The sequence below is a fragment of the Glutamicibacter sp. JC586 genome (genome assembly GCF_009805585.1).
Classification (GTDB): Bacteria; Actinomycetota; Actinomycetes; order Actinomycetales; family Micrococcaceae; genus Glutamicibacter.
Map to the genome: position 1 here is coordinate 28,644 of NZ_VHIN01000005.1, position 19,624 is coordinate 48,267.

At 53.6% G+C, this 19,624-nt stretch carries 21 protein-coding genes; 12 read left to right on the top strand and 9 right to left on the bottom strand.

The annotated features are described in order from the left end of the window. Positions 1-203: 203 nt before the first annotated feature. A complete protein-coding gene (locus tag FJV47_RS03680) occupies positions 204-797 on the bottom strand; it encodes a DUF3043 domain-containing protein (RefSeq protein WP_159610160.1) in 594 nt (197 codons plus the stop codon). Between the two features lie 69 nt (positions 798-866). Between FJV47_RS03680 and FJV47_RS03685 the strand changes: the two genes are divergently transcribed. The 6 genes from FJV47_RS03685 (at position 867) to FJV47_RS03710 (ending at position 6,896) form a co-directional block, all read left to right on the top strand. Beyond that, the gene (locus tag FJV47_RS03685) at positions 867-2,276 is read left to right on the top strand and encodes a dipeptidase (protein WP_159610162.1); all 1,410 of its coding nucleotides are present in this window, start codon (positions 867-869) and stop codon (positions 2,274-2,276) included. Between the two features lie 130 nt (positions 2,277-2,406). Further along, complete coding sequence (locus FJV47_RS03690) at positions 2,407-2,781, top strand: iron-sulfur cluster assembly accessory protein (RefSeq protein ID WP_159610164.1); 375 nt, start codon at positions 2,407-2,409, stop codon at positions 2,779-2,781. Positions 2,782-2,994: 213 nt separating this feature from the next. Then, positions 2,995-3,876, top strand: coding sequence for a cytochrome c oxidase subunit II (gene coxB / locus FJV47_RS03695; protein WP_159610166.1), 882 nt, complete (start codon positions 2,995-2,997; stop codon positions 3,874-3,876). A 5-nt stretch (positions 3,877-3,881) separates the two neighbouring features. Next, a complete protein-coding gene (gene ctaD / locus FJV47_RS03700; protein ID WP_159610168.1) occupies positions 3,882-5,600 on the top strand; it encodes a cytochrome c oxidase subunit I in 1,719 nt (572 codons plus the stop codon). Between the two features lie 2 nt (positions 5,601-5,602). After that, the gene (locus FJV47_RS03705; RefSeq protein WP_159610170.1) at positions 5,603-6,004 is read left to right on the top strand and encodes a cytochrome c oxidase subunit 4; all 402 of its coding nucleotides are present in this window, start codon (positions 5,603-5,605) and stop codon (positions 6,002-6,004) included. A gap of 109 nt (positions 6,005-6,113) precedes the next feature. Beyond that, positions 6,114-6,896: a GntR family transcriptional regulator gene (locus FJV47_RS03710; RefSeq protein ID WP_159610172.1), complete on the top strand. Its 783-nt coding sequence runs from the start codon at positions 6,114-6,116 to the stop codon at positions 6,894-6,896. Between the two features lie 343 nt (positions 6,897-7,239). Here the strand turns inward: FJV47_RS03710 and FJV47_RS03715 are convergent, their stop codons facing one another. The 4 genes from FJV47_RS03715 to FJV47_RS03730 form a co-directional block, all read right to left on the bottom strand. Beyond that, positions 7,240-8,910, bottom strand: coding sequence for a ubiquinol-cytochrome c reductase cytochrome b subunit (locus FJV47_RS03715; protein WP_159610174.1), 1,671 nt, complete (start codon positions 8,908-8,910; stop codon positions 7,240-7,242). Positions 8,911-8,912: 2 nt separating this feature from the next. Beyond that, on the bottom strand, positions 8,913-9,962 hold the full coding sequence (locus FJV47_RS03720; protein ID WP_159610176.1) for a ubiquinol-cytochrome c reductase iron-sulfur subunit: 1,050 nt from the start codon (positions 9,960-9,962) through the stop codon (positions 8,913-8,915). Positions 9,963-10,031: 69 nt separating this feature from the next. After that, positions 10,032-10,826 (bottom strand): c-type cytochrome, encoded by a 795-nt coding sequence (locus tag FJV47_RS03725; RefSeq protein ID WP_159610178.1) that lies wholly within the window; start codon positions 10,824-10,826, stop codon positions 10,032-10,034. Between the two features lie 76 nt (positions 10,827-10,902). Continuing rightward, positions 10,903-11,541, bottom strand: a complete 639-nt coding sequence (locus FJV47_RS03730) for a heme-copper oxidase subunit III (RefSeq protein ID WP_159610180.1) — start codon at positions 11,539-11,541, stop codon at positions 10,903-10,905. A 286-nt stretch (positions 11,542-11,827) separates the two neighbouring features. Between FJV47_RS03730 and trpD the strand changes: the two genes are divergently transcribed. Then, positions 11,828-12,895 carry an anthranilate phosphoribosyltransferase gene (trpD, locus tag FJV47_RS03735; protein WP_255474740.1) on the top strand — a complete coding sequence of 356 codons (1,068 nt, stop codon included), beginning with the start codon at positions 11,828-11,830 and terminating at the stop codon, positions 12,893-12,895. A 79-nt stretch (positions 12,896-12,974) separates the two neighbouring features. On the opposite strand, the gene FJV47_RS03740 is transcribed toward trpD, so the two are convergent. Next, entirely contained in the window at positions 12,975-13,256 is a 282-nt protein-coding gene (locus FJV47_RS03740) for an Lrp/AsnC family transcriptional regulator (protein WP_159610929.1), read from the bottom strand. Positions 13,257-13,417: 161 nt separating this feature from the next. Here FJV47_RS03740 and FJV47_RS03745 point away from each other — a divergent pair, with 161 nt between their 5' ends. Both FJV47_RS03745 and FJV47_RS03750 read left to right on the top strand, forming a co-directional pair. Further along, positions 13,418-14,014 (top strand): sigma factor-like helix-turn-helix DNA-binding protein, encoded by a 597-nt coding sequence (locus FJV47_RS03745; RefSeq protein WP_159610184.1) that lies wholly within the window; start codon positions 13,418-13,420, stop codon positions 14,012-14,014. Beyond that, on the top strand, positions 14,015-14,557 hold the full coding sequence (locus FJV47_RS03750; protein WP_159610186.1) for a hypothetical protein: 543 nt from the start codon (positions 14,015-14,017) through the stop codon (positions 14,555-14,557). Here FJV47_RS03750 and FJV47_RS03755 read toward each other — a convergent pair. The 3 genes from FJV47_RS03755 to FJV47_RS03765 form a co-directional block, all read right to left on the bottom strand. Beyond that, positions 14,537-14,920, bottom strand: a complete 384-nt coding sequence (locus tag FJV47_RS03755; protein WP_159610188.1) for a DUF3054 domain-containing protein — start codon at positions 14,918-14,920, stop codon at positions 14,537-14,539. The genes FJV47_RS03750 and FJV47_RS03755 overlap by 21 nt on opposite strands. 418 nt (positions 14,921-15,338) lie before the next feature. Then, positions 15,339-15,800, bottom strand: coding sequence for a DUF3817 domain-containing protein (locus FJV47_RS03760; RefSeq protein ID WP_159610190.1), 462 nt, complete (start codon positions 15,798-15,800; stop codon positions 15,339-15,341). A gap of 513 nt (positions 15,801-16,313) precedes the next feature. Beyond that, positions 16,314-16,664, bottom strand: coding sequence for a metalloregulator ArsR/SmtB family transcription factor (locus FJV47_RS03765; RefSeq protein ID WP_159610192.1), 351 nt, complete (start codon positions 16,662-16,664; stop codon positions 16,314-16,316). A 319-nt stretch (positions 16,665-16,983) separates the two neighbouring features. Here FJV47_RS03765 and zapE point away from each other — a divergent pair, with 319 nt between their 5' ends. From zapE to FJV47_RS03780, 3 genes are read left to right on the top strand one after another with little or no spacing between them, the layout of a single operon-like run. Beyond that, entirely contained in the window at positions 16,984-18,036 is a 1,053-nt protein-coding gene (gene zapE, locus FJV47_RS03770; protein WP_159610194.1) for a cell division protein ZapE, read from the top strand. Beyond that, positions 18,033-18,674, top strand: coding sequence for a peptide deformylase (gene def, locus FJV47_RS03775; protein ID WP_159610196.1), 642 nt, complete (start codon positions 18,033-18,035; stop codon positions 18,672-18,674). Before zapE ends, def begins: the two co-directional genes overlap by 4 nt. Continuing rightward, positions 18,674-19,525, top strand: coding sequence for a putative RNA methyltransferase (locus FJV47_RS03780; RefSeq protein WP_159610198.1), 852 nt, complete (start codon positions 18,674-18,676; stop codon positions 19,523-19,525). Before def ends, FJV47_RS03780 begins: the two co-directional genes overlap by 1 nt. Positions 19,526-19,624: the final 99 nt, after the last annotated feature.

A 19,624-nucleotide genomic window follows, 5' to 3' on the forward strand; every position in this document is an offset into this window, starting at 1 on the left:
ATCAGCAAATACAAGATCGACAGAGACTGCTTCGGATGCAGGAGTACAAAGATATTGAGGTTTCCACCGATCGAGAGTTGCCGGCATCAAAAAACCTTGTAAGTAGAAAAACTATGTTTAAAGCTTGTATGGCAAGCTCGGTGGACATTAGAAAAGGGACAAGCTCACGCGAGCTTGTCCCTTAGTGGTTGACAGCAACCTAATTAGTGAATTTTGGCGCCTCGGGCGACCTGTGGCTTCGGCAAACGAAGCTTGCGGAACTGCATTCCACGCATTGCTGCGTACATGCGAATACCTCGATCCATATGGCCAAACTTCGCTACGAGGCGACGCTTGAGCACGATTGATGTAAAGATCGCTTCAACGATAATCAGTGCGATAACAACCCACAGGGCGATCTGCACGATGACCTGAATTGAAAGGTTTCGTTGGAATACCAGTGAGACAACCAAGAAGGCCAAGATGATAAACATCATGAATTCGCCAAACATCCAGCGCGCGTCAATGAAATTGCGCGTATATCGCTTCTGTTCGCCTTGATCACGAGGCATCAGGTAGCGCTCGTCACCGGTTTCGTTAGCCAAGCGCAGACGGTTTTGCGCTTCGATGCGCCGTTGACGCTCCGCTTCCTTGGCAGCCTTGCGGTCAGTCGGCACTAGGGGCCGTTGACGATTTGCCTCCTGCGCGCTGCGCTTGGGCGTTGGCCCCGTTTTACGGCCATCCGTTGATTCCGGAGCCTGCTCTACGGGCTGTACATTTACGGGGGATTGAGGTTCATCCTTCTTACGTCCAAACACCCCTCTATCTTAGCGGGAAATAGTCGCCCACGTGACATTCACTACCCGATGAATTGCTAGGCTGAACATATGAGCACAAATTCAACCTTCGATGCCGCAACGAACGGTGTCGATGTCCAGTCACTCAAGAACCATATTGATACACACTTCGAGCAGATCCTTGAAGAACTCAAGACTTTGGTTTCCATCCCGAGCATTGCTTGGGATTCATTCGATCCACAGAATCTCGAAAAGTCCGCCAAAGCGGTAGCTGAGTTGGCGAAAAACGCCGGCATGGAGACCGTAGAAATCCTTCGCGAACCAGCCGAGAACGGAGCTATGGGGGCGCCGGCTGTAGTAGCACGACGCCCGGCCGCCGCGGGCAAGCCAACGGTGCTGTTATACGCACACCATGACGTCCAGCCTCCCGGCAATGAAGCCGACTGGAACACCCCCGTCTTCGAGGCCACCAAGGTTGGTGACCGTCTTTTCGGTCGCGGAGCCGCTGACGATAAGGCTGGCATCATGGTTCACATCGCTGCCTTGCGTGCAGTGTTGGATCTTGTGAGCGACTTCGGCGTGGGGGTCACCTACTTCTTCGAAGGCGAAGAAGAGGCAGGTTCCCCTTCCTTCCGCAACTTCCTCGAAGCCCATCAAGACAAGCTTGCAGCCGATGTTATTGTCGTCGCAGACTCGAGCAACTGGGCTGTAGGGACTCCTGCACTAACCAGCTCTTTGCGCGGCATGTGTGCAGCGGAAATTACCGTGCGGTCGCTGAACCACGCGGTGCACTCAGGGATGTTCGGTGGACCTATTTTGGATGCTCCATTGCTGGCGGCCAAGCTCATTTCCACTTTCCATGATGAAGATGGATCTGTTGCGGTCAAGGGCTTGGTCTCCAATGAATCAGCCGACGTTGACTTTGATGAAGAGCAATTCAGAAGCGATTCAGGTGTCCTGGAATCCTTCAAGCTCGCGGGCACAGGAAAAATCACCGATCGCTTGTGGAATAAACCTGCGCTGAGCGTCATTGGAATTGATATGCCTAGCGTTGATCAGTCATCGAATACTCTCATCGCTCAAACGCGATTTAAGGTTTCGATGCGCTTGGCTCCGGGGCAAGATCCCTCGAAGGCGCTGACTGCCCTCGAGGAGCACGTCAGGGGAGTGGATCTTCGTGGCGCTCAGGTTGACTTCAACGCGACCGAGGCGGGTAGCGCGTACAAGGCCGATCTAAATGCTTCGGCCAATGACACTGCTCGCTGGGCCTTGGAACAAGCCTGGGGCGTTGTACCAGTCAACATGGGGTTGGGCGGGTCCATTCCATTCATCGCCGATTTGCTGGACGTGTTCCCGAAAGCGCAGATCCTCGTGACCGGCGTGGAAGATCCAGATTCGCGTGCTCATTCAGCCAACGAGTCGCTTCATCTAGGAGACTTCCAGCATGCAATCGAGGCTGAAGCCTTACTGCTAGCCAAGATCAACGTCGAAGGACTATAGAGCGCGTCATGCGTTGTGACACAAGGGGAGAAATCCTAGCGGTTGCGACGTAGGATAGTAGCAAGAACAAGGGCTAAGTCTCGGGGATACCCTGAGGTGGACGCCACAACGAGCAGTATGGGAGGAAATCATGACTGCAGCTGTTGACCAAACCAAGGGTGACCCAACCGAGTTGCCAACCCACGAGGTAAACATTTCCGACGTGGCCGCCGAGAAGGTGCGTTCACTGTTGGAGCAGGAAGGTCGCGACGATCTTCGTCTGCGCATCGCCGTTCAGCCTGGTGGCTGCTCGGGCCTGATTTACCAGCTGTACTTTGACGAGCGAATGCTCGACGGAGACGCTGTACGTAACTTCGATGGTGTCGAGGTCATCGTGGACAAGATGAGCGTCCCGTACCTTGCTGGTGCATCGATCGACTTCGAGGACACCATCTCGAAGCAGGGCTTCACTATCGATAACCCAACGGCTTCCGGCTCTTGCGCTTGTGGAGACTCTTTCCACTAGGCCTAAGGGAACTAACGCCGCTGTTCAAACGTTGAAGAAATTTCTCGTTAGAACAGCGGCGTTTTTCGGCATTCTGACCCCTAAGAGGGTAAGCTCTACGTTAAGTAGTAAAACTATGTTTCTCTTCGTGAGCCACCTCACTGTGCAACTCGTTAAACCACGAGGTGACTTATGAAGACCACATTCTGCACCAACAAAGAGGAAGGGCCGTCTGTGAGTTCGCAAGACCGAACCGGCAGTCGCGGGTCTGCTAAAGCCAAAGTCTTGGCGTTAGTTGGCACTGGCGCACTGCTTTTGACGGGATGTTCAGCGGAGGCAAAACGCGGTTGGCTCCCAAACGTGGAGCGCGACACCACCAACCACACCGGTGCAATCCAGGACTTCTGGGTTCACTCGTGGATTGCCGTGGTCGTCATCGGTGTTTTGACCTGGGGATTGATGCTCTGGTGCATCGTCGCTTACCGCCGCCGTAAGACTGACACTGGTTACCCACGTCAGCTGAGCTACAACATGCCACTGGAGATCTTCTACACGGCCATTCCTTTGGTCCTTGTTCTAGTCTTCTTTAGCTTCAACAACACCCTTGAGAAGAGCATCAACAAGCCTGTTGATTCTCAGCTCGTTGTAGACGTTCGTGCCAAGCAGTGGTCTTGGGACTTCAACTACAGCTACCAGGGAACTGAGAAGCACTTCGCTGGCACTCAGGCTCACCTGCACACCGATGGCTCGGAAGGTGCTCGCGAAGAGCTACCAACCTTGTACTTGCCAGCAGGCAAGTCGGTACAGCTGGATCTGAACAGCCGCGACGTTATTCACTCGTTCTGGGTACCAGCCTTCTTGCAGAAGCTGGATATGATCCCGGGCAAGACCAACCATATCTACCTCACCCCACAGGTTGAAGGTAACTATGACGGTAAGTGCGCAGAGCTTTGCGGTGAGTACCACTCCGAAATGTTGTTCAACGTCAAGGTCGTCAGCGAAGCAGAGTTCAAGGCTCAGCTTGCCAAGATGGACGATGGACACATCGGTGAAGAGTACGACCGTCAGCCAGACGCCGTGAACGGCAAAGTAGTTACGCACGGGGAAGGAGAGTAATCGTTATGTCAACTTTTGAATATGCATCTGATGACTTCAATTCGATTTCCTCGGCCGTGGTCCCAAAGTCGAAGGGTCGCATCTTTGTCGACTACATAACTTCGACTGACCACAAGAAGATCGGGTACATGTACCTGATTAGCTCGTTCATCCTGTTCTGCGTTGGTGGCGTTATGGCGCTGCTGATTCGTGCAGAACTTTTTGAACCAGGTATGCAGATCCTGCAGACCAAGGAACAATACAACCAGCTCTTCACGATGCACGGCACCGTGATGCTTCTGATGTTTGCTACTCCACTGTTCGCCGGTTTCGCTAACGTCATGATGCCTTTGCAGATCGGTTCCCCGGATGTGGCCTTCCCACGTCTGAACGCATTGGCTTTCTGGTTCTTCGCAATGGGATCGGCAATCGCTCTGGCTGGCTACCTCACCCCACAGGGTGCAGCAAGCTTCGGCTGGTTCGCTTACGCTCCACTTTCGAACACCACCTTCTCGCCAGGTGTCGGCGGTGACCTTTGGGTCTTCGGTTTGGCTCTGTCGGGCTTCGGTACCATCTTGGGTGCCGTCAACTTCATCACTACGATCATCTGCCTTCGCGCTCCTGGTATGACCATGTGGCGCATGTCGATCTTCTCGTGGAACACCTTGATCACTTCGTTGCTGGTTCTGATGGCGTTCCCACCATTGGCAGCTGCGTTGTTCGCACTGGGTGCAGACCGTCGTTTTGGCGCTCACATCTTCGATCCTGACAATGGGGGTGCCGTCCTATGGCAGCACTTGTTCTGGTTCTTCGGACACCCAGAGGTTTACATCATTGCTTTGCCGTTCTTCGGCATCGTTTCTGAGATCTTCCCAGTATTCAGCCGCAAGCCAATCTTCGGCTACAAGGGTCTGGTCTTCGCGACCATCTCGATTGCTGCATTGTCGGTTTCGGTGTGGGCACACCACATGTACGTCACCGGCTCGGTAATGCTTCCGTTCTTCGGATTCATGACCATGCTGATCGCTGTACCAACCGGTGTGAAGTTCTTCAACTGGATCGGTACCCTATGGCGCGGCTCGATTACTTTCGAAACCCCAATGCTGTGGAGCATCGGCTTCATGATCACCTTCTTGTTCGGTGGTCTGACCGGTATTATCCTTTCAGCACCTGCATTGGACTTCCACGTATCTGACTCCTACTTCGTGGTTGCACACTTCCACTACGTAGTCTTCGGTACCGTGGTCTTCGCAATGTTCGCTGGCTTCTACTTCTGGTGGCCAAAGTGGACCGGCAAGATGCTCAACGAGCGCCTTGGCAAGATTCACTTCTGGATGCTGTTCATCGGCTTCCATGGAACCTTCCTCATCCAGCACTGGTTGGGTGTCATGGGTATGCCGCGTCGTTACGCCGACTACATGCCTGAAGATGGGTTCACCACCATGAACCAGGTATCGACCGTCTTCGCATTCATCCTGGGTGCATCGATGATTCCATTCTTCTGGAACGTGTGGGTAACCCACCGAAACGCCAAGAAGGTTGAAGTTGACGATCCTTGGGGCTTCGGCGCATCGCTGGAGTGGGCAACTTCCTGCCCACCACCACGTCACAACTTCCACTCGATTCCACGCATCCGTTCAGAGCGTCCAGCTTTGGATCTGCACCACCCGGAACTGAGCGGCCGAGTTACCCCGGAAACTCCTGTTGCAAAGATCTTCGGCCCTGCTGATCAGAAGGACGTGTAACGATGAAAATTGAATCTTGGATTTTCCTAGGTGGCGTTTTCTTCTTCGCACCAATTGCAGTCGTTTACGGCTACATGACCAATTGGAGCGAATGGGCTGGCCTTATGGGGCTGATAATGTTGGTAGGCCTTTCAGCCATGGTTGGCTGGTACCTGATGTTCACCGCCAAGCGTGTTGGCCCTCGTCCCGAAGATCGTGTTGACGGCGAGATCCACGAGAACGCCGGTGACATCGGAATGTTCTCGCCTTGGAGCTGGTGGCCACTAGTGCTTGCTGGTTCCGCTGCAATTGGCTTCTTGGGCCTCGCAGTTGGCTGGTGGGTCTTCTACATCGGTGCAGGATTGGCCGTTGTAGGTATCACTGGCTGGGTTTATGAATACAGCCGTGGAGACCACGCACACTAAGCAGTACACCTAATGGGGTGACAAGCAATTGCTTGTCACCCCATTAGTCTTTTAATATCAGTAAGGTCGATACGACTGTTTCGTCTTAGCTCACAGTAAGAGGTCAAGTATGCGTCACGCCCCGCAACCTAAAGTTGAGGCCCACCTTGATCCCACCAGCAAACAGAGCAAGTACCGGCAGATCCGCGAGATCCTCAAGACCCACGCCCGCGAAGCTTGCAAGCCAGGGCATAAGCTGCCACCTGAACGTGAGTTGGCAGAGCACTTTGGCGTAGCAAGAAAAACCATCAGGCAGGCCATCGATGCGTTAGTCGATGAACAGGTTCTCAAACGCGTAGTGGGCATCGGGACTTTTGTTGTTCCAGAAAAACTCGACCTGCGAGTCAGGCTACATTCCTACTCTGAGGACATGATGCGCCGTGGCATGGTGCCTGATGCCCACGTTCTGGAATTCGCTGAAATCAAGTCCAACGCAAACCTTGCCCTGCAACTCATGCTGGAGGAGGGTACCCCGGTAGTTCAGTTCAAACGTCTGCTACTGGCCGACGGCACGCCAATGAGCTTGGATGAAAATTACATGCCGGCGGATCTGGTACCCGGCTTCGTTGACGCTGAGCCCCCGTCAAAGTTGTATCAGGCGCTCCACGAGCGCTATGGGATCCTTTTGGAATGGGGCGAGGACCAGGTCGAAAGTACAGCTGCGAGCAAGCGACAAGCGCAACTGTTGGGTGTCGAGCCGGGTTTCCCACTACTTCAGATCACCAGGTATGCCTACATAGGCGAGCGGCTCGCCGACTACTCTGTTTCTCTCTACCGCTCAGATCGTTACAAGCTCTTCGTGCCACTGCAGCGTGTCGGTACAAGGACGCCACGGTACTCTGAGGACTTCTGAGTCGACCAGGAACGCTGCGTTTAGACTTCATCGCATTGCCTTCGTGGAAATATAGCGGGGGAGTTAGCCCAGCTATCGCCGCTTCAACCAGCTTGTTGCATTAGCGCCGGTGAGCGGTTCCTGAGACCGAATCAGAACTGTGGGCTACTGGCGACCGATCCAATGGGTTCCTTCGGGCGCTGCAGTGCTCTGAGAGCTGAGAGATCTCTAAATATACTCAGATACTCACAGGCAGTCACGAGATAGCCTTAGAGCACCGCTGACGGCTTTTGCTTGTGGGTTAAAGAAAACCGGGACACACCTTGTGGTGTGTCCCGGTTTTTGTGACTAACGCGAGTCGGAATTACTTCTCGATCGAGTCTGCTTTGTCGCCCTCAACCTCATGGTGACCGTGAGCGGCATGTGCTGCTTCCAGTTCCGATGGGGTTACCGGTGCGACGCGATCTTCGAAGAAGAACTTCGAGATCATTGCGCGGCGCTTCTCCGAACCGGAGATGTGACCCGCGGCGTCAGGCTCTGCCGGGATGTACTGGCGATCCACGAAGTTGGTCAAGAGGTAACGCTTGTAAACGTCGATCTCTTCGTGCTTCTCTGTGAATGCACCTTCAGGGGACATCTGGATGATTCCAGCTTCACGGCCGTGCAAGACGATCTCGCGATCCTTGCGCTGCAGCGAAAGACAGATACGGCGAGTCAACCAGAAGGCGAAGATTGGGCCAAGGAAGAACAGCGCACGCAACCAGTAGGTCACATCGTTCAGTGCCACGTGGAAGTGAGTTGCGATCAAGTCAGAGGATGCAGCTGCCCACATCACGCTGTACAAGGTCACACCGGCCATGCCCATTGCGGTACGGAATGGAGCATTACGTGGACGATCCAGCAGGTGGTGTTCGCGGTTGTCCTTGGTTACCCAACGCTCAATCCATGGCCATGCGAACATGACCGCGAAGATTGCGCCAGCAGGAACCAGTGCAGGCAACAGAACCGAGAGAACCAGAGTATTGGTTCCCCAAGGGAACGGAATGTTCCACTCGAAGCTGAAGTTTCCAAGAACACCTGGCATCAGACGCAACGCGCCGTCAACAAAACCGATGTACCAGTCAGGCTGGGTACCAGCCGAAACAGGGGATGGGTCATACGGTCCATAGTTCCAGATCGGGTTTATCTGGAAGAGGCCAGCGATCAGGGCAACGATACCGAAGACGATGAAGAAGAATCCACCGGCCTTTGCAGCGTAAACAGGACCAACTGGGAAGCCAACAACGTTGTCGTTGGTGCGGCCTGGACCAGGGTACTGGGTGTGCTTGTGGGTCACAACCATGAACAGGTGGATAACGATCAGCAAGATGATCACTGCAGGAACGATCATGATGTGCAGCGAGTACAGACGCTGAATGACATGCTCGCCTGGGAACTCGCCACCGAAGAAGAACATCGACAGGTAAGTACCAACGATTGGCAACGCCTTCATAACGCCGTCGATAATACGCAGACCGTTACCGGAAAGCAGATCATCGGGCAGGGAGTAGCCGGTGAAGCCAGCGGCCATACCCATGATCAACAGAACGCCACCAACAACCCAGTTCAATTCACGTGGGCGACGGAAGGCACCGGTGAAGAATACGCGCAGCATGTGCACGGACAGCGATGCTACGAAGAGCAGTGCCGACCAGTGGTGAACCTGACGCATGAACAGGCCACCGCGAACATCGAACGAGATGTCCATGGTGGAGGCCATAGCCGTGGACATTCCAAGGCCCTTCATTGGCACATACGAACCGTCGTAGACCACGTGGGCCATCGATGGATCGAAGAAGAAGGTCAGGAAGGTGCCCGAAAGTAGCAACAGTACGAAGGTGTACATTGCGACTTCACCGAACATGAATGACCAGTGATCCGGGAAGATCTTGCGACCGAACTCCTTGATGATGCCAGAGGCACCAACGCGGGAATCAACGAAGTTCGCAATACGACCGGTAGCGGTCGATGGGGTGTATTCGTTAGATGCACTCATGATTAACCACGCTCCCAGTAAGCAGGGCCAACAGGTTCGTGGAAGTCGCTCTGCGCAACCAAGTAGCCGTCTGCGTCAACCGTAATTGGCAGCTGTGGCAATGCGTGACCCGCAGGACCGAAGACAACCTTGCATTCCTGCGTCAGGTCGAAGGTCGACTGGTGACAAGGGCACAGCAGGTGGTGCGTGTGCTGCTCGTACAGTGCGATCGGGCAACCAACGTGGGTGCAAATCTTGGAGTACGCAACGATGCCGTCAACGTTCCAGTCTTCGCGACCCTCGGAGATCTGCATCTCGGCTGGATCCATACGCATCAGCAGGACCACGGCCTTGGCCTTCTCATTGAGAGGGTTTTCGGTCTCTTCGATGCCCTCTGGTACAACGTGGAACGCCGAACCGATCTGAACATCCGATGCCTTGATCGGGGTGCCCGAAGGATCGCGAGTCAGACGAATACCCTTGTCCCACATGGTGTGGCGCATTTGGTCAATCATCTGGTGTGCGTTCTTACCGGTGCGGTCCAAGTCGCGGAACATAAACACGGCTGGAATTGGAGCCAAAGCGATGGCACCAATCAGGGTGTTACGAATCAGCGGACGACGCTTGATACCGGATTCTTCGACAATGGTGTCCACGATCTCAACGGCGTCTTGACGGTCGGCCTCAGAGCTGATCTCGTGGCGCATTTCCATGAGCTCGTGATCTGGCATCAAGGTCTTGGCCCAGTGGACAACACCTACACCGATGCCAAGCATCGCGAAGCCGGTGCCCAAGCCCAGTGCAGCGTTCTGCACACGCAGTTCAGCGAAAGTCATCTCGCCCAGGTGGCCCAGGACGAAGTAGGCCACGAAGAAGAAGAGCGTGCCGATGATGGAGATGGTAAATAGGAGCGCTACTTGACGCTCGTGTCGCTTGGCTGCGCGCGGATCGCGATCTGCGAGACGCGGACGATGGGGTGGTAAGCCCGGATCGGGGAAACGATCCTGAGCTACATCGTCAGCCTTAGCAACGGTGCCCGAGTTTTCGGGACTGCCGTGACTATGGTCGCCCATGTTTCTCTCTCATCCTTTTGTTAGGAATTTATGTACGTAGTGATGTTGCGGCTTGCGCCGCGCGTTGCTTTAGGAAGGACGCGAGGTCAACCAAATGGTGAAGGCGATGATGATACCTAGACCAGCGGTCCAGGTGAACAAACCTTCAGCAACCGGGCCCAAGGAACCCAAGGCAGCGCCGCCAGCAGAACCATTAGCTTCAATGGTCTTCAGGAAGGTGATCACGTCACGCTTCTCGTCTGGGGTGATGTTGGAATCGTTGAACACTGGCATGTTCTGTGGGCCCGTAGCCATCGCTTCGTAGATGTGCTTCTCGGTGACGCCCGTCAAAGTCGGGGCGAACTTACCACGGGTCAGTGCACCACCGGCTGCTGCCGCGTTGTGGCACATCGCGCAGTTCACACGGAATACAGTTCCACCATGAGCGGCGTCGCCCTGGGTGGTATCTAGGTACTCTTCATCCGGGACAGACGGACCTGCACCCAGGCTGGCGACATAAGCTGCCAGCTGAGAGATCTGCTTGTCGTCGAACTGGGCTGGCTTAGCCTGAGCCTGTGGGCCCTGCATCTGCATTGGCATACGGCCAGTGCCGACCTGGAAGTCGACAGCCGCCGCGCCAACGCCGATCAGCGATGGACCGGAGTCAGAACCTTCGGCATGCATGCCGTGGCAGGTAGCACAGTTGGCGGCGAAAAGCTTTTGACCAGAATCAACATCGGACTGCGATGCTGCGGTGGTCTCCGCGGCCTTCGCTTCGCTGATGTTTCCTGCTGCGGTGTAGAGACTGCCGGTAATCAGCAATCCAAACAGAAGCAGGGCCACAGCGGCGAGCGGGTGGCGGCGCTTTTTCGAAAGAGCCTTCACTTGCTGGTTCCTCACTTAGTTTCTTAGGTGTGATGTTGCCGTACTTCTTGTTGAGGCAACCTATTACTAGAAGCTGCTACTTCAAGAAGTAGATGATCGCGAAAAGAGCGATCCAAACAACGTCAACGAAGTGCCAGTAGTAAGACACGACGATGGAACCCGTTGCTTCGAAGTGACCAAACTTCTTAGCCAACATTGCACGACCAATGATCAGCAAGAAAGCAATCAGGCCACCGGTCACGTGAAGTCCGTGGAAGCCGGTAGTCATGTAGAAGGCCGAAGCGTAGGAGTTCGAGTTCAGTGCTACACCCTCGTGAACGAGAGTGACGTATTCAAAGGCCTGTACCGAGACGAAGATCGAACCAAGGATGAAGGTAAGAATGAACCATTCGATCATTCCCCATTCCTTGATGTTGAACAGTCCGCCGGAACGACGAGGCTTGAATTCTTCGGCACGGAACACACCAAGCTGGCACGAGAATGAGCTGGACACCAGAATCAAGGTGTTAACCAGCGCAAACGGCACGTTGAGTTTGGCAGTTTCAGTCGCCCATAGTTCGGGCGCGGCAGCCCGAAGGCTGAAGTACATGGCGAAGAGGGCGGCGAAGAACATGAGCTCGCTGGAGAGCCACACCATCGTTCCCACCGACACCATGTTTGGGCGGTTCGGCGCATGTGGCGCCGTCGTATTTGGGGCATGAGTCGCAGTTGTCACACTGACATTATGTCTCTAAATGCCCCTCAGATACCAATGCAAATAGGGGTTGTCGGAGGTTTTTTGCACCACATAGCGACAACAACCGCGGAAACACGCGGAAGTATCACGAAAACTCTTTCTACAATTCGTAGAGCTTGCATCGGCGAGTCTGGCGAAACAAACCCTTACGCAACATATGCCTGACCTATTTATCCCTGATTTCTCTGGGGATTTAGCGACTTATGCCACACCTGCTGGCTTCATCAATTGGGGGAGTAGTGGCTTGCTCGATAGGCTTTCATTTGTGTCAACGAGCCTTGAATACGAAAAGTTCCCAACGTGGCCAGATCTTCTGGCCACCCTGATTAGCGGTGGCGATCTCAGTCGCGAACAGGCCGCTTGGGCTATGAATGAGATCATGAGCGGCGAAGCCAGCGACGTGCAGATCGCCGGCTTCCTAGTTGCGTTGCGTTCAAAAGGCGAAACAGTTGCCGAATTGACCGGTTTGGTCGACTCAATGGTCGCAAACGCGAGACCGCTGGACATTGATGCACAAACATTAGACATTGTTGGAACCGGTGGCGATCGACAAAACACCGTCAACATTTCAACGATGGCAACTTTGGTCTGCGCCGGCGCCGGCATCAACATAGTTAAACACGGTAACCGTGCATCGTCGTCTTCATCCGGATCCGCCGACGTGTTGGAGGCGCTAGGGGTTCGTCTCGACGTACCAATCGAGCGCCTTGTAGAGGTATACAACAAGGTCGGAATTGCGTTCTGCTTTGCCAATGTATTCCACCCTTCAATGCGTCATGTCGCCGGCGCGCGACGACAACTGCGGGTTCCAACTGCGTTCAACTTCATGGGTCCACTGACCAATCCGGCGTTGCCGTCTGCATCAGCTGTTGGTTGCTCCGCCCTGACCATGGCGCCGATTATGGCTGGAGTTCTAGCCAGCCGTGGTTCCCGGGGACTGGTGTTCCGTGGCGACGATGGCCTTGATGAACTCACCACCACTGCGGCCAATCGGGTCTGGGAAGTCCGAGATGGCAAAGTTAATGAGTTCACTTTTGATGCGCGTGAACTTGGCATCAACCGGGTGACTATCGAGGAACTACGAGGTGGCGACACTGTACATAATGCACAGGTTGTAAAGGACATAGTTTCTGGCGCCACCGGTCCCGTACGTGATGCCGTATTGCTCAACGCCGCCGCCGGAATGGTTGCCTACGATCTCTCCAGTGAAGGTAGCTTCGTGGATCGCATGAGAACCGCCCTAGATCAAGCTGCGCAGTCCATCGATTCAGGAGCAGCAAAATCTGTTCTTGAATCCTGGTCGCGAACAACTCAGGACATCGTGGGGGAGTAAAGACTGTTTTCAGTTACAAGTTCGCCTCCTGGTGAGTTGGTTTACAACCCTCCAGGAGGCGAATTTGTTTAGCGCTAGTTTAGTCGTCTAGACCTAGAGAGAAGGCAGCCTCTAGGTCATGATCCGAATATGCGCGGAAGGCAATGTGGGTCTGAGTTCCTTGGATTCCAGGAATTTTAGAGAGTTTGTTGGCGATAACTTCGGCCAAGTCTTCGTGCTTGTGCACTCGCGCCACAGCAATCAGGTCCCAATCACCAGCCACTGAGTAGACTTCACTGATACCCGATATTGCAGAGATCTGCTGGGCACACTCCGGGATGCTGTCATTTGCAGTTTGAATCATAACGAATGCGGTGACCATTGCTGCGCCTTTCACTACGCGGTCTCCATCGTGAAGACCTATTACTTAGCTTCAACTCTAGTCGAAAATAGCCTGAGGGCGAGCCAGCATCATCGAGATCCCATATCAAGTTACAGGCTTATAAAATTGTATAGACGTTTACAAAGTTATATAATTGTTCCATGATCGTACTTACTATTGACCAGCGGCGTTCTCGTTCTTCCGAAGACAAGGTTCAAGCCCTCATTGAACAAGCGAATGCCACCGTGAGTGTTGTTCGCAAATTCGAGCGTACCGCTGGCGATGAAGTTCAGGCCGTATTGGACGATGCGTCGGAAGCCATCAGACTTGCTGTGATGATGGCTGCTTCGGGGGACTGGAGCGTCGGTCTTGGATTCGGTCAGGTGGAGACCCCGCTCCCAAAAGAGACCCGTGCCGGCCGGGGCCCGGCCTTTGAATATGCTCGCGTTGCCGTGGAACGCGCGAAGAACACCAATGCTCATCTCGCGGTCCATGGTCCTTCCCATGAAGCCACCCGGCTTGAAGCAGAACTCCAACTCACCGCGTGCATCATTTCTAAACGTCGAGCCACCGCGTGGGAGGCAGGGACTTTAGCGGATGAAGGTCTGACCCAGCAGCAGATAGCGAAAGAACTGGGAATCACGCAGCAAGCTGTCTCGTCTCGCCTGTCGGCGGCGTTATGGTTTGAAGCAAATCGAATGATGGATGAGGCAGCAAAGTCCCTAACTCGCCAACTGAAAATGCTGGGGGAATCGTAGATGTTTTGGATCGCGTGGAGCAGTCTTGGTTTCGCCACCGTTCTTTCTTGTTTAGCTGCCTATTCGGGGGCTAACGTTGGAACGCGTGTTGGCCGAAGAGAAATCCTGGTAGCTATCGCAGGTGTTCTGGCTATAGCGTCGGCGGTGGTTGCCGCGATAGCTAATGTTTCGGCCTTAGGTGCGAACGTGCCGCTGTTCTACGTTGTTGTTCTTTCATCCGTTTTTGCCATCAGTTTCGGCGGTCCATTTACAGAGTTGGTCTTTCGGCTGGCCGCCAAAAATGACTCTTCGCTTGTGAAAGACGAGTCCGATCCATCCCCACTTCGTGGTGGGTTATGGATCGGACTTCTAGAACGGGCCGCTATCCTAGGCAGCCTATGGGCTAGCTGGCCGGAAGGGATCGCGATCGTCATGGCCATCAAGGGACTGGGGCGCTTCTCAGAACTCAAGGACCATCGTGCTGCCGAACAATTCATCTTGGGAACATTCGCAAGCGGACTCATCGCGGCCGGGTCTTATGGACTAGGCTTGCTGCTTTTGTGATCGTCGAGAGATCAATTGCGCCACGAGTCGCCGACCGAGCAAAAACAGTCCAAGCACAATGAGTGTCACAATGACAAAAGAGATAGCTGCTGTCTTGCCCATCAAGATCCGCAGCGCCATGCCCACTGCCACGGTTCCCAACCACACGAGAATTCCGGTTGGCCAGAACTTGTTGATCGTCGCCCAAGGTTTGGACACAGCGGTCATAACAACATAGGCAATCAAGAACGGTAAAGCTGTTAACAGGATCCCGCCAAGGCCTAATCCATGCTCGTGTTCCCGACGTCCGAGCAGAGCGAAAAGAATAATAAGTACTACGTCGGCGACCGCCAACAGCGGCCACCTACTGATGTTTTGCTTCATACCTCAATCATAGAGACGAGCAGACTTAGTCGACTAAGCATTGCCCGAAATATGAGCTGTCGGTTCAGACACAGGCCACGATGGCTTTAGGGTTGGCTAGAATATTTGAGGTGATTCTCAAGTCAACTACCACCGTGGGAACCAAGCGAAGGCTAGGCCCGTAGGATCTCTGCTGCCACCGAGTATTTATTCATGCCCAACGCGATGGAACTCTAATGAGTGTGATTGGTGCAAAATTTCACTAAATTTCGAATCGGCCGGGGGAGTCGGCCCCTGCAATTTTCGTACTCGCCAGCCTTATTCACTTAGCCAGTTTCCTGTCCGTGATGGTGGGTATGCTCGGCGGATTGATCCTCAGTTCACTATGAGTCTTGACCTTCAGTGCTCATCAATTGGCGCCGTCGGACAGCAGCTAGTTTTAGCTTCCACCGCCAGGAGGGCCCATCACCAGCATCGATGAAAACACACCAACGATGACGACAAAAAAGATAATAAATGTCAGTACGGGGCGCGCCACGAGCCATCGCATTAGGGTGTCAAGCCACGACTTATCGCCAGGGTGATCCGTGGCATCTGTTCGCCAGTCTCCCTCCAGCTTTGATTTGCGTTCAAGCCACTTGTCGAACGGGATCGTAAGAAACGGAACAAAAGCCGTGCCAGCAGCTCCAAGAATCAAACGCTTACGCCAACGCTGATTCATGCCGACGAGTACAGCAGTAGCAATGTACGACAGGAACACAAAACCGTGGACAAACCCTGCAATCGACACGGGCCAATCGCCGACCTTGAATCCATATTTGAGAATCATGGCAATAATCAATAGAGCCCATGTAACAGCTTCCGCGCGTGCAACAGTCTTGTACAAACTACTGGGTGACATGGGTTGGTGCCAGTCCTTATAAATAGGGGAGTGCGCAAAGGGCGTTGGTCATGAACTACCCTATCGCGAGATTCTGATGGCCATAACTTGGCGGACTCATCACGCAGCTTTCCCACCGACCAAGTTGTGAACATTCATTATCAAGTCCAGGCTAGCTACCGATTCTATTAAGAGGTTCAAGAACAGAAACCAAGACTTTGGTCGCCCGCATGATTTTCCCGCGCAGTAACGTTCCAGTCGACCAACCGGCCTGCATGATTCTAAGCCCAGCTCTGAAGATCGGCGTCCGAATCGATCGGTTTTGCACAAGCGAGAATGCTTGCAATTATAGCTCTGGCTGAAAACTGCATCGGCCCGGATCAACAGTCATACGGGACCAATAACGCATGGCGGGGGAAGCTCAGATTTCCACTACTTTACATAATGTAGATTATCGGCTTACTAGTAACCTAGTCAGAAGTAGATCGTTTAGCGTCCAAACACCTGACATGTACGGTGTTGAAACGTGCGTTTCTACGATACAGATTCCTGTACAGTGAGCCTGTATCGAGCAAAGTCGATGGTCTGATAAACGAACTCACGAGTTCGCTCGTCGTGCATTGAATAGATCGTTCGTCGGCCAGACTTGTTGGCTTGCAGTACGTTAGCTGCGCGCAGCTTCGACAGGAATTGCCCGGCAACCGTCGGGCTCACTCCAATTTGCTGCGCAAGCTCCGGCAACGACAGATCCTCACGACACAGCGCCCAAAGCATTTGCAGGCGCATTGGATCCGCCATGGTCTTGAGAACAAGAACGCTCATATCCGTCAAATCACTCGGTATTATGCCTTCACGAGTTTCGAGACGACCAAAGCTACCAGCCATCGAACTTTTCCCTTCGGAGTTACACCGCGGGAATATAGCCACATCACCCTGAGCATCACTCCCTTGAGTCCGTCCATTATGGTCACGTCGGATCAAAAAGCGATAGGGTTGACCCAGATTCGCATGAGACTCGCGGGCCGGCACGGAAACGGACGTCGCTCCCCTGAATAATTCATCCGTATCGATATTTACTAAACCATATCTAACTAGTACCTTTTCATGGCAACGTAGATTCCGCCGATTGACGCGAAGGATCATTCATCGTCAATCTGAGCCTTCCAAAATTGGTTGCTGAATCGTAGGGTGGCAAAATCTAACTATGCCCGAATCGTTGCCACATGACCCTTTGACTACTTCTCGTCGCCACAGCCTTCTTGAAGCTCTGACGGCACGTGGGATTGATTCTGATCAAAGTCAACGCATCCTGGTGGAGATTCTCGAAGGATTCATTGACTCTCAGGCAACTGACGGCCGACAGGGCGTTTATATTTACGGCCCTCCTGGCAGAGGCAAAACACTAATCACGAATGCATTTGTCGCTCTGCAACCGGCCAGCACCACAAGAAGATTTCATTTCCACGAGTTCTTTAGAATGCTGAATTCACCAACACACCACGTGGCCGGACAGCCCATGGGCGCCATCTTCAGCCAGGGCTTAGAGCGAGAACTGCACGGAGTGGATCTACTGGTCTTCGACGAGTTCCACTGCACCGAACCTGGTGACGCCATGCTCATGGGCAAACTCGTGAAGTACTGTAGCGAACACAACGTCCGCCTGATTACCACGTCAAACTACGGGCCCGAAAAACTCCTTGACGACGACACCTTCCATCATTTGGTAAAGCCAACCATCGAACACATACGTCAAAACTTCGAGGTATTTGAACTCGATAACGCTCAAGATTACAGATTCCTCGACGAGCTTAGCGCAGCAGATCGAACAGGATTCCGTTCCGGCTCGTTGACACGACTCCCCCAAGAATTTCCCGATTCAAACCAATCGGTATTGATCGAAATTGGCTACGACCGGATTGAAGCCGACGCTCTAACCGAAGACACGGTTTGGATTAGCTTCGATCAGATGTGCCGGACACGTCGCAACACCGCGGATTATTTGGAACTAGCCAGCAGGTACTCACGATGGCACATTACTAAGATTCCCTCTAGTTCCACCATGCCAATGGACGAAGAACGCCGCCTAGCAAACCTCATCGACGTCTTTTACGACAAAGATATAGAAGTTCACCTGCACGCCGAGGACGACCTTTCCGAACTAGGGCACATGCTTCACGACACCGAAAAAGCTCGCCTCACTTCCCGCCTGGCTCAGCTAGAACGCCGCGAAACCGAACGGACAAACGCCTCATCATGACTAACGAATATACGGCCCAGCAAATTCAATCAATCGTCAGCGAAGTGTTGGAGGCCGCCGACGAGAACGGAGTCCTGCCCATCGTTCAATTGGGCCATCCGGTTCTCAGGCAGCGTGCGACCGCATACAAGGCCCAGCTTCCTGCCCAAATGCTTGAGGAACTTCTCGAAGCAATGCGCCAGACAATGTACGACGCACCTGGCGTTGGCCTTGCGGCACCGCAGGTAGGCATCCCACTGCAGATCGCAGTTTTGGAAGATCTTTATCTAATTCCTGAAGCCAGCGCATTAGAACGTGAACGCGAGCCTCTGGAATACTTCGAAATTTTTAACCCTACTTATGTCGCTTCATCTACTCGTCAGGCCGAGTTCTTTGAGGGTTGTTTGTCCTTTGACGGATTCCAAGGCGTAGTTACTCGACCCGCGGACATCTCAGCATCATTTGATGATCGCACAGGGAAACAGCACACAAGATCATTTAGCGGATGGCAAGCGCGCATCGTTCAGCACGAAACCGACCACCTCTTCGGCACCGTCTACGTAGATAAGGTCGAAACTCGCTCGTTGATCAACGAGAGCGAATTGTGGCGCCATGATGCGCTGGACCTTCCCACTGCACGGCGGGTACTGAATTTCTAATGACCCCGGAAACCACCAGCGCAACCTGTCCAGTGTGCGAACTGCCCCTGGTATTTAGTATTGAGCGTCAAAAGACCCTTACCTGCTCCAACGGCCATCGTTTTGACGCGGCGAAGCAGGGCTACTTCAACTTCCTCACCGGTAAAGGGACCAACTTCCTCGAAGACACCGCCCCCATGGTGCAGGCGAGAGAGGATTTTCAGGCCAAAGGCCACTACGCTCCGTTGGCGCAACGTCTCGCTGAACTGATTAATCAGCATCATCACCGCGACGTATTAGATATCCTCGATGCCGGAGCCGGCACCGGGTACTACCTGGGTGAAGTCTTGACCGCCACGGCTAGCACCACTCATGACGCACTGGCCTTAGATATCTCGCGTTATGCGATGCGTCGTGCAGCGAAGGTTCCTTCAACGTTGGCGATGGTCTGGGATGTGTGGCGCAGGCTTCCCACTGCCGATGCCTCGCGCGATGTCGTACTCAATTGCTTCGCGCCGCATAACCCAGCAGAATTCCGAAGAGTGCTTCGCCCCAACGGGTTATGCCTGGTCGTGACTGGACAGCCAGATCATCTTCACGAGGTCATTGAACCGCTCGGTATGCTCTCTGTCGCTGAAGGTAAGCAAGAAATTTTGGTTGAAAAGTTCGGTGGCGAGCAATTGGAACATATGGCTTCCGAAAATCTGAGCTACACGATGAAACTGGATTCCGTCGATTTGTACAATCTCGCGTTTATGGGTCCGGCCGGCCATCACCTCTCCCCACAAATCTTGCGTGACAAAGCTACTTCCCTCGGTCAACAAGAAGTGACCGCATCATTTGGAGTACATATTTTCTCGCCACAGGCCTAGAAGATACCCCCAAATGACTACTCAATATTGATAGTGCATACGGCAGAATATAGGAAACGGCCAAAGCACGTGGCCCTGTCCTAGGAGAAATTGGGTGGA

Excerpts from the sequence above, each read along its gene's own strand:
- FJV47_RS03685 (WP_159610162.1), top strand. The coding sequence starts at position 867 with ATGAGCACAAATTCAACCTTCGATGCCGCAACGAACGGTGTCGATGTC.
- FJV47_RS03690 (WP_159610164.1), top strand. The coding sequence starts at position 2,407 with ATGACTGCAGCTGTTGACCAAACCAAGGGTGACCCAACCGAGTTGCCA.
- ctaD (WP_159610168.1), top strand. The coding sequence starts at position 3,882 with ATGTCAACTTTTGAATATGCATCTGATGACTTCAATTCGATTTCCTCG.
- FJV47_RS03705 (WP_159610170.1), top strand. The coding sequence starts at position 5,603 with ATGAAAATTGAATCTTGGATTTTCCTAGGTGGCGTTTTCTTCTTCGCA.
- FJV47_RS03710 (WP_159610172.1), top strand. The coding sequence starts at position 6,114 with ATGCGTCACGCCCCGCAACCTAAAGTTGAGGCCCACCTTGATCCCACC.
- FJV47_RS03715 (WP_159610174.1), bottom strand. The coding sequence starts at position 8,910 with ATGAGTGCATCTAACGAATACACCCCATCGACCGCTACCGGTCGTATT.
- FJV47_RS03720 (WP_159610176.1), bottom strand. The coding sequence starts at position 9,962 with ATGGGCGACCATAGTCACGGCAGTCCCGAAAACTCGGGCACCGTTGCT.
- FJV47_RS03740 (WP_159610929.1), bottom strand. The coding sequence starts at position 13,256 with ATGGTCACCGCATTCGTTATGATTCAAACTGCAAATGACAGCATCCCG.
- FJV47_RS03745 (WP_159610184.1), top strand. The coding sequence starts at position 13,418 with ATGATCGTACTTACTATTGACCAGCGGCGTTCTCGTTCTTCCGAAGAC.
- FJV47_RS03750 (WP_159610186.1), top strand. The coding sequence starts at position 14,015 with ATGTTTTGGATCGCGTGGAGCAGTCTTGGTTTCGCCACCGTTCTTTCT.
- FJV47_RS03755 (WP_159610188.1), bottom strand. The coding sequence starts at position 14,920 with ATGAAGCAAAACATCAGTAGGTGGCCGCTGTTGGCGGTCGCCGACGTA.
- FJV47_RS03760 (WP_159610190.1), bottom strand. The coding sequence starts at position 15,800 with ATGTCACCCAGTAGTTTGTACAAGACTGTTGCACGCGCGGAAGCTGTT.
- FJV47_RS03765 (WP_159610192.1), bottom strand. The coding sequence starts at position 16,664 with ATGGCTGGTAGCTTTGGTCGTCTCGAAACTCGTGAAGGCATAATACCG.
- zapE (WP_159610194.1), top strand. The coding sequence starts at position 16,984 with ATGCCCGAATCGTTGCCACATGACCCTTTGACTACTTCTCGTCGCCAC.
- def (WP_159610196.1), top strand. The coding sequence starts at position 18,033 with ATGACTAACGAATATACGGCCCAGCAAATTCAATCAATCGTCAGCGAA.
- FJV47_RS03780 (WP_159610198.1), top strand. The coding sequence starts at position 18,674 with ATGACCCCGGAAACCACCAGCGCAACCTGTCCAGTGTGCGAACTGCCC.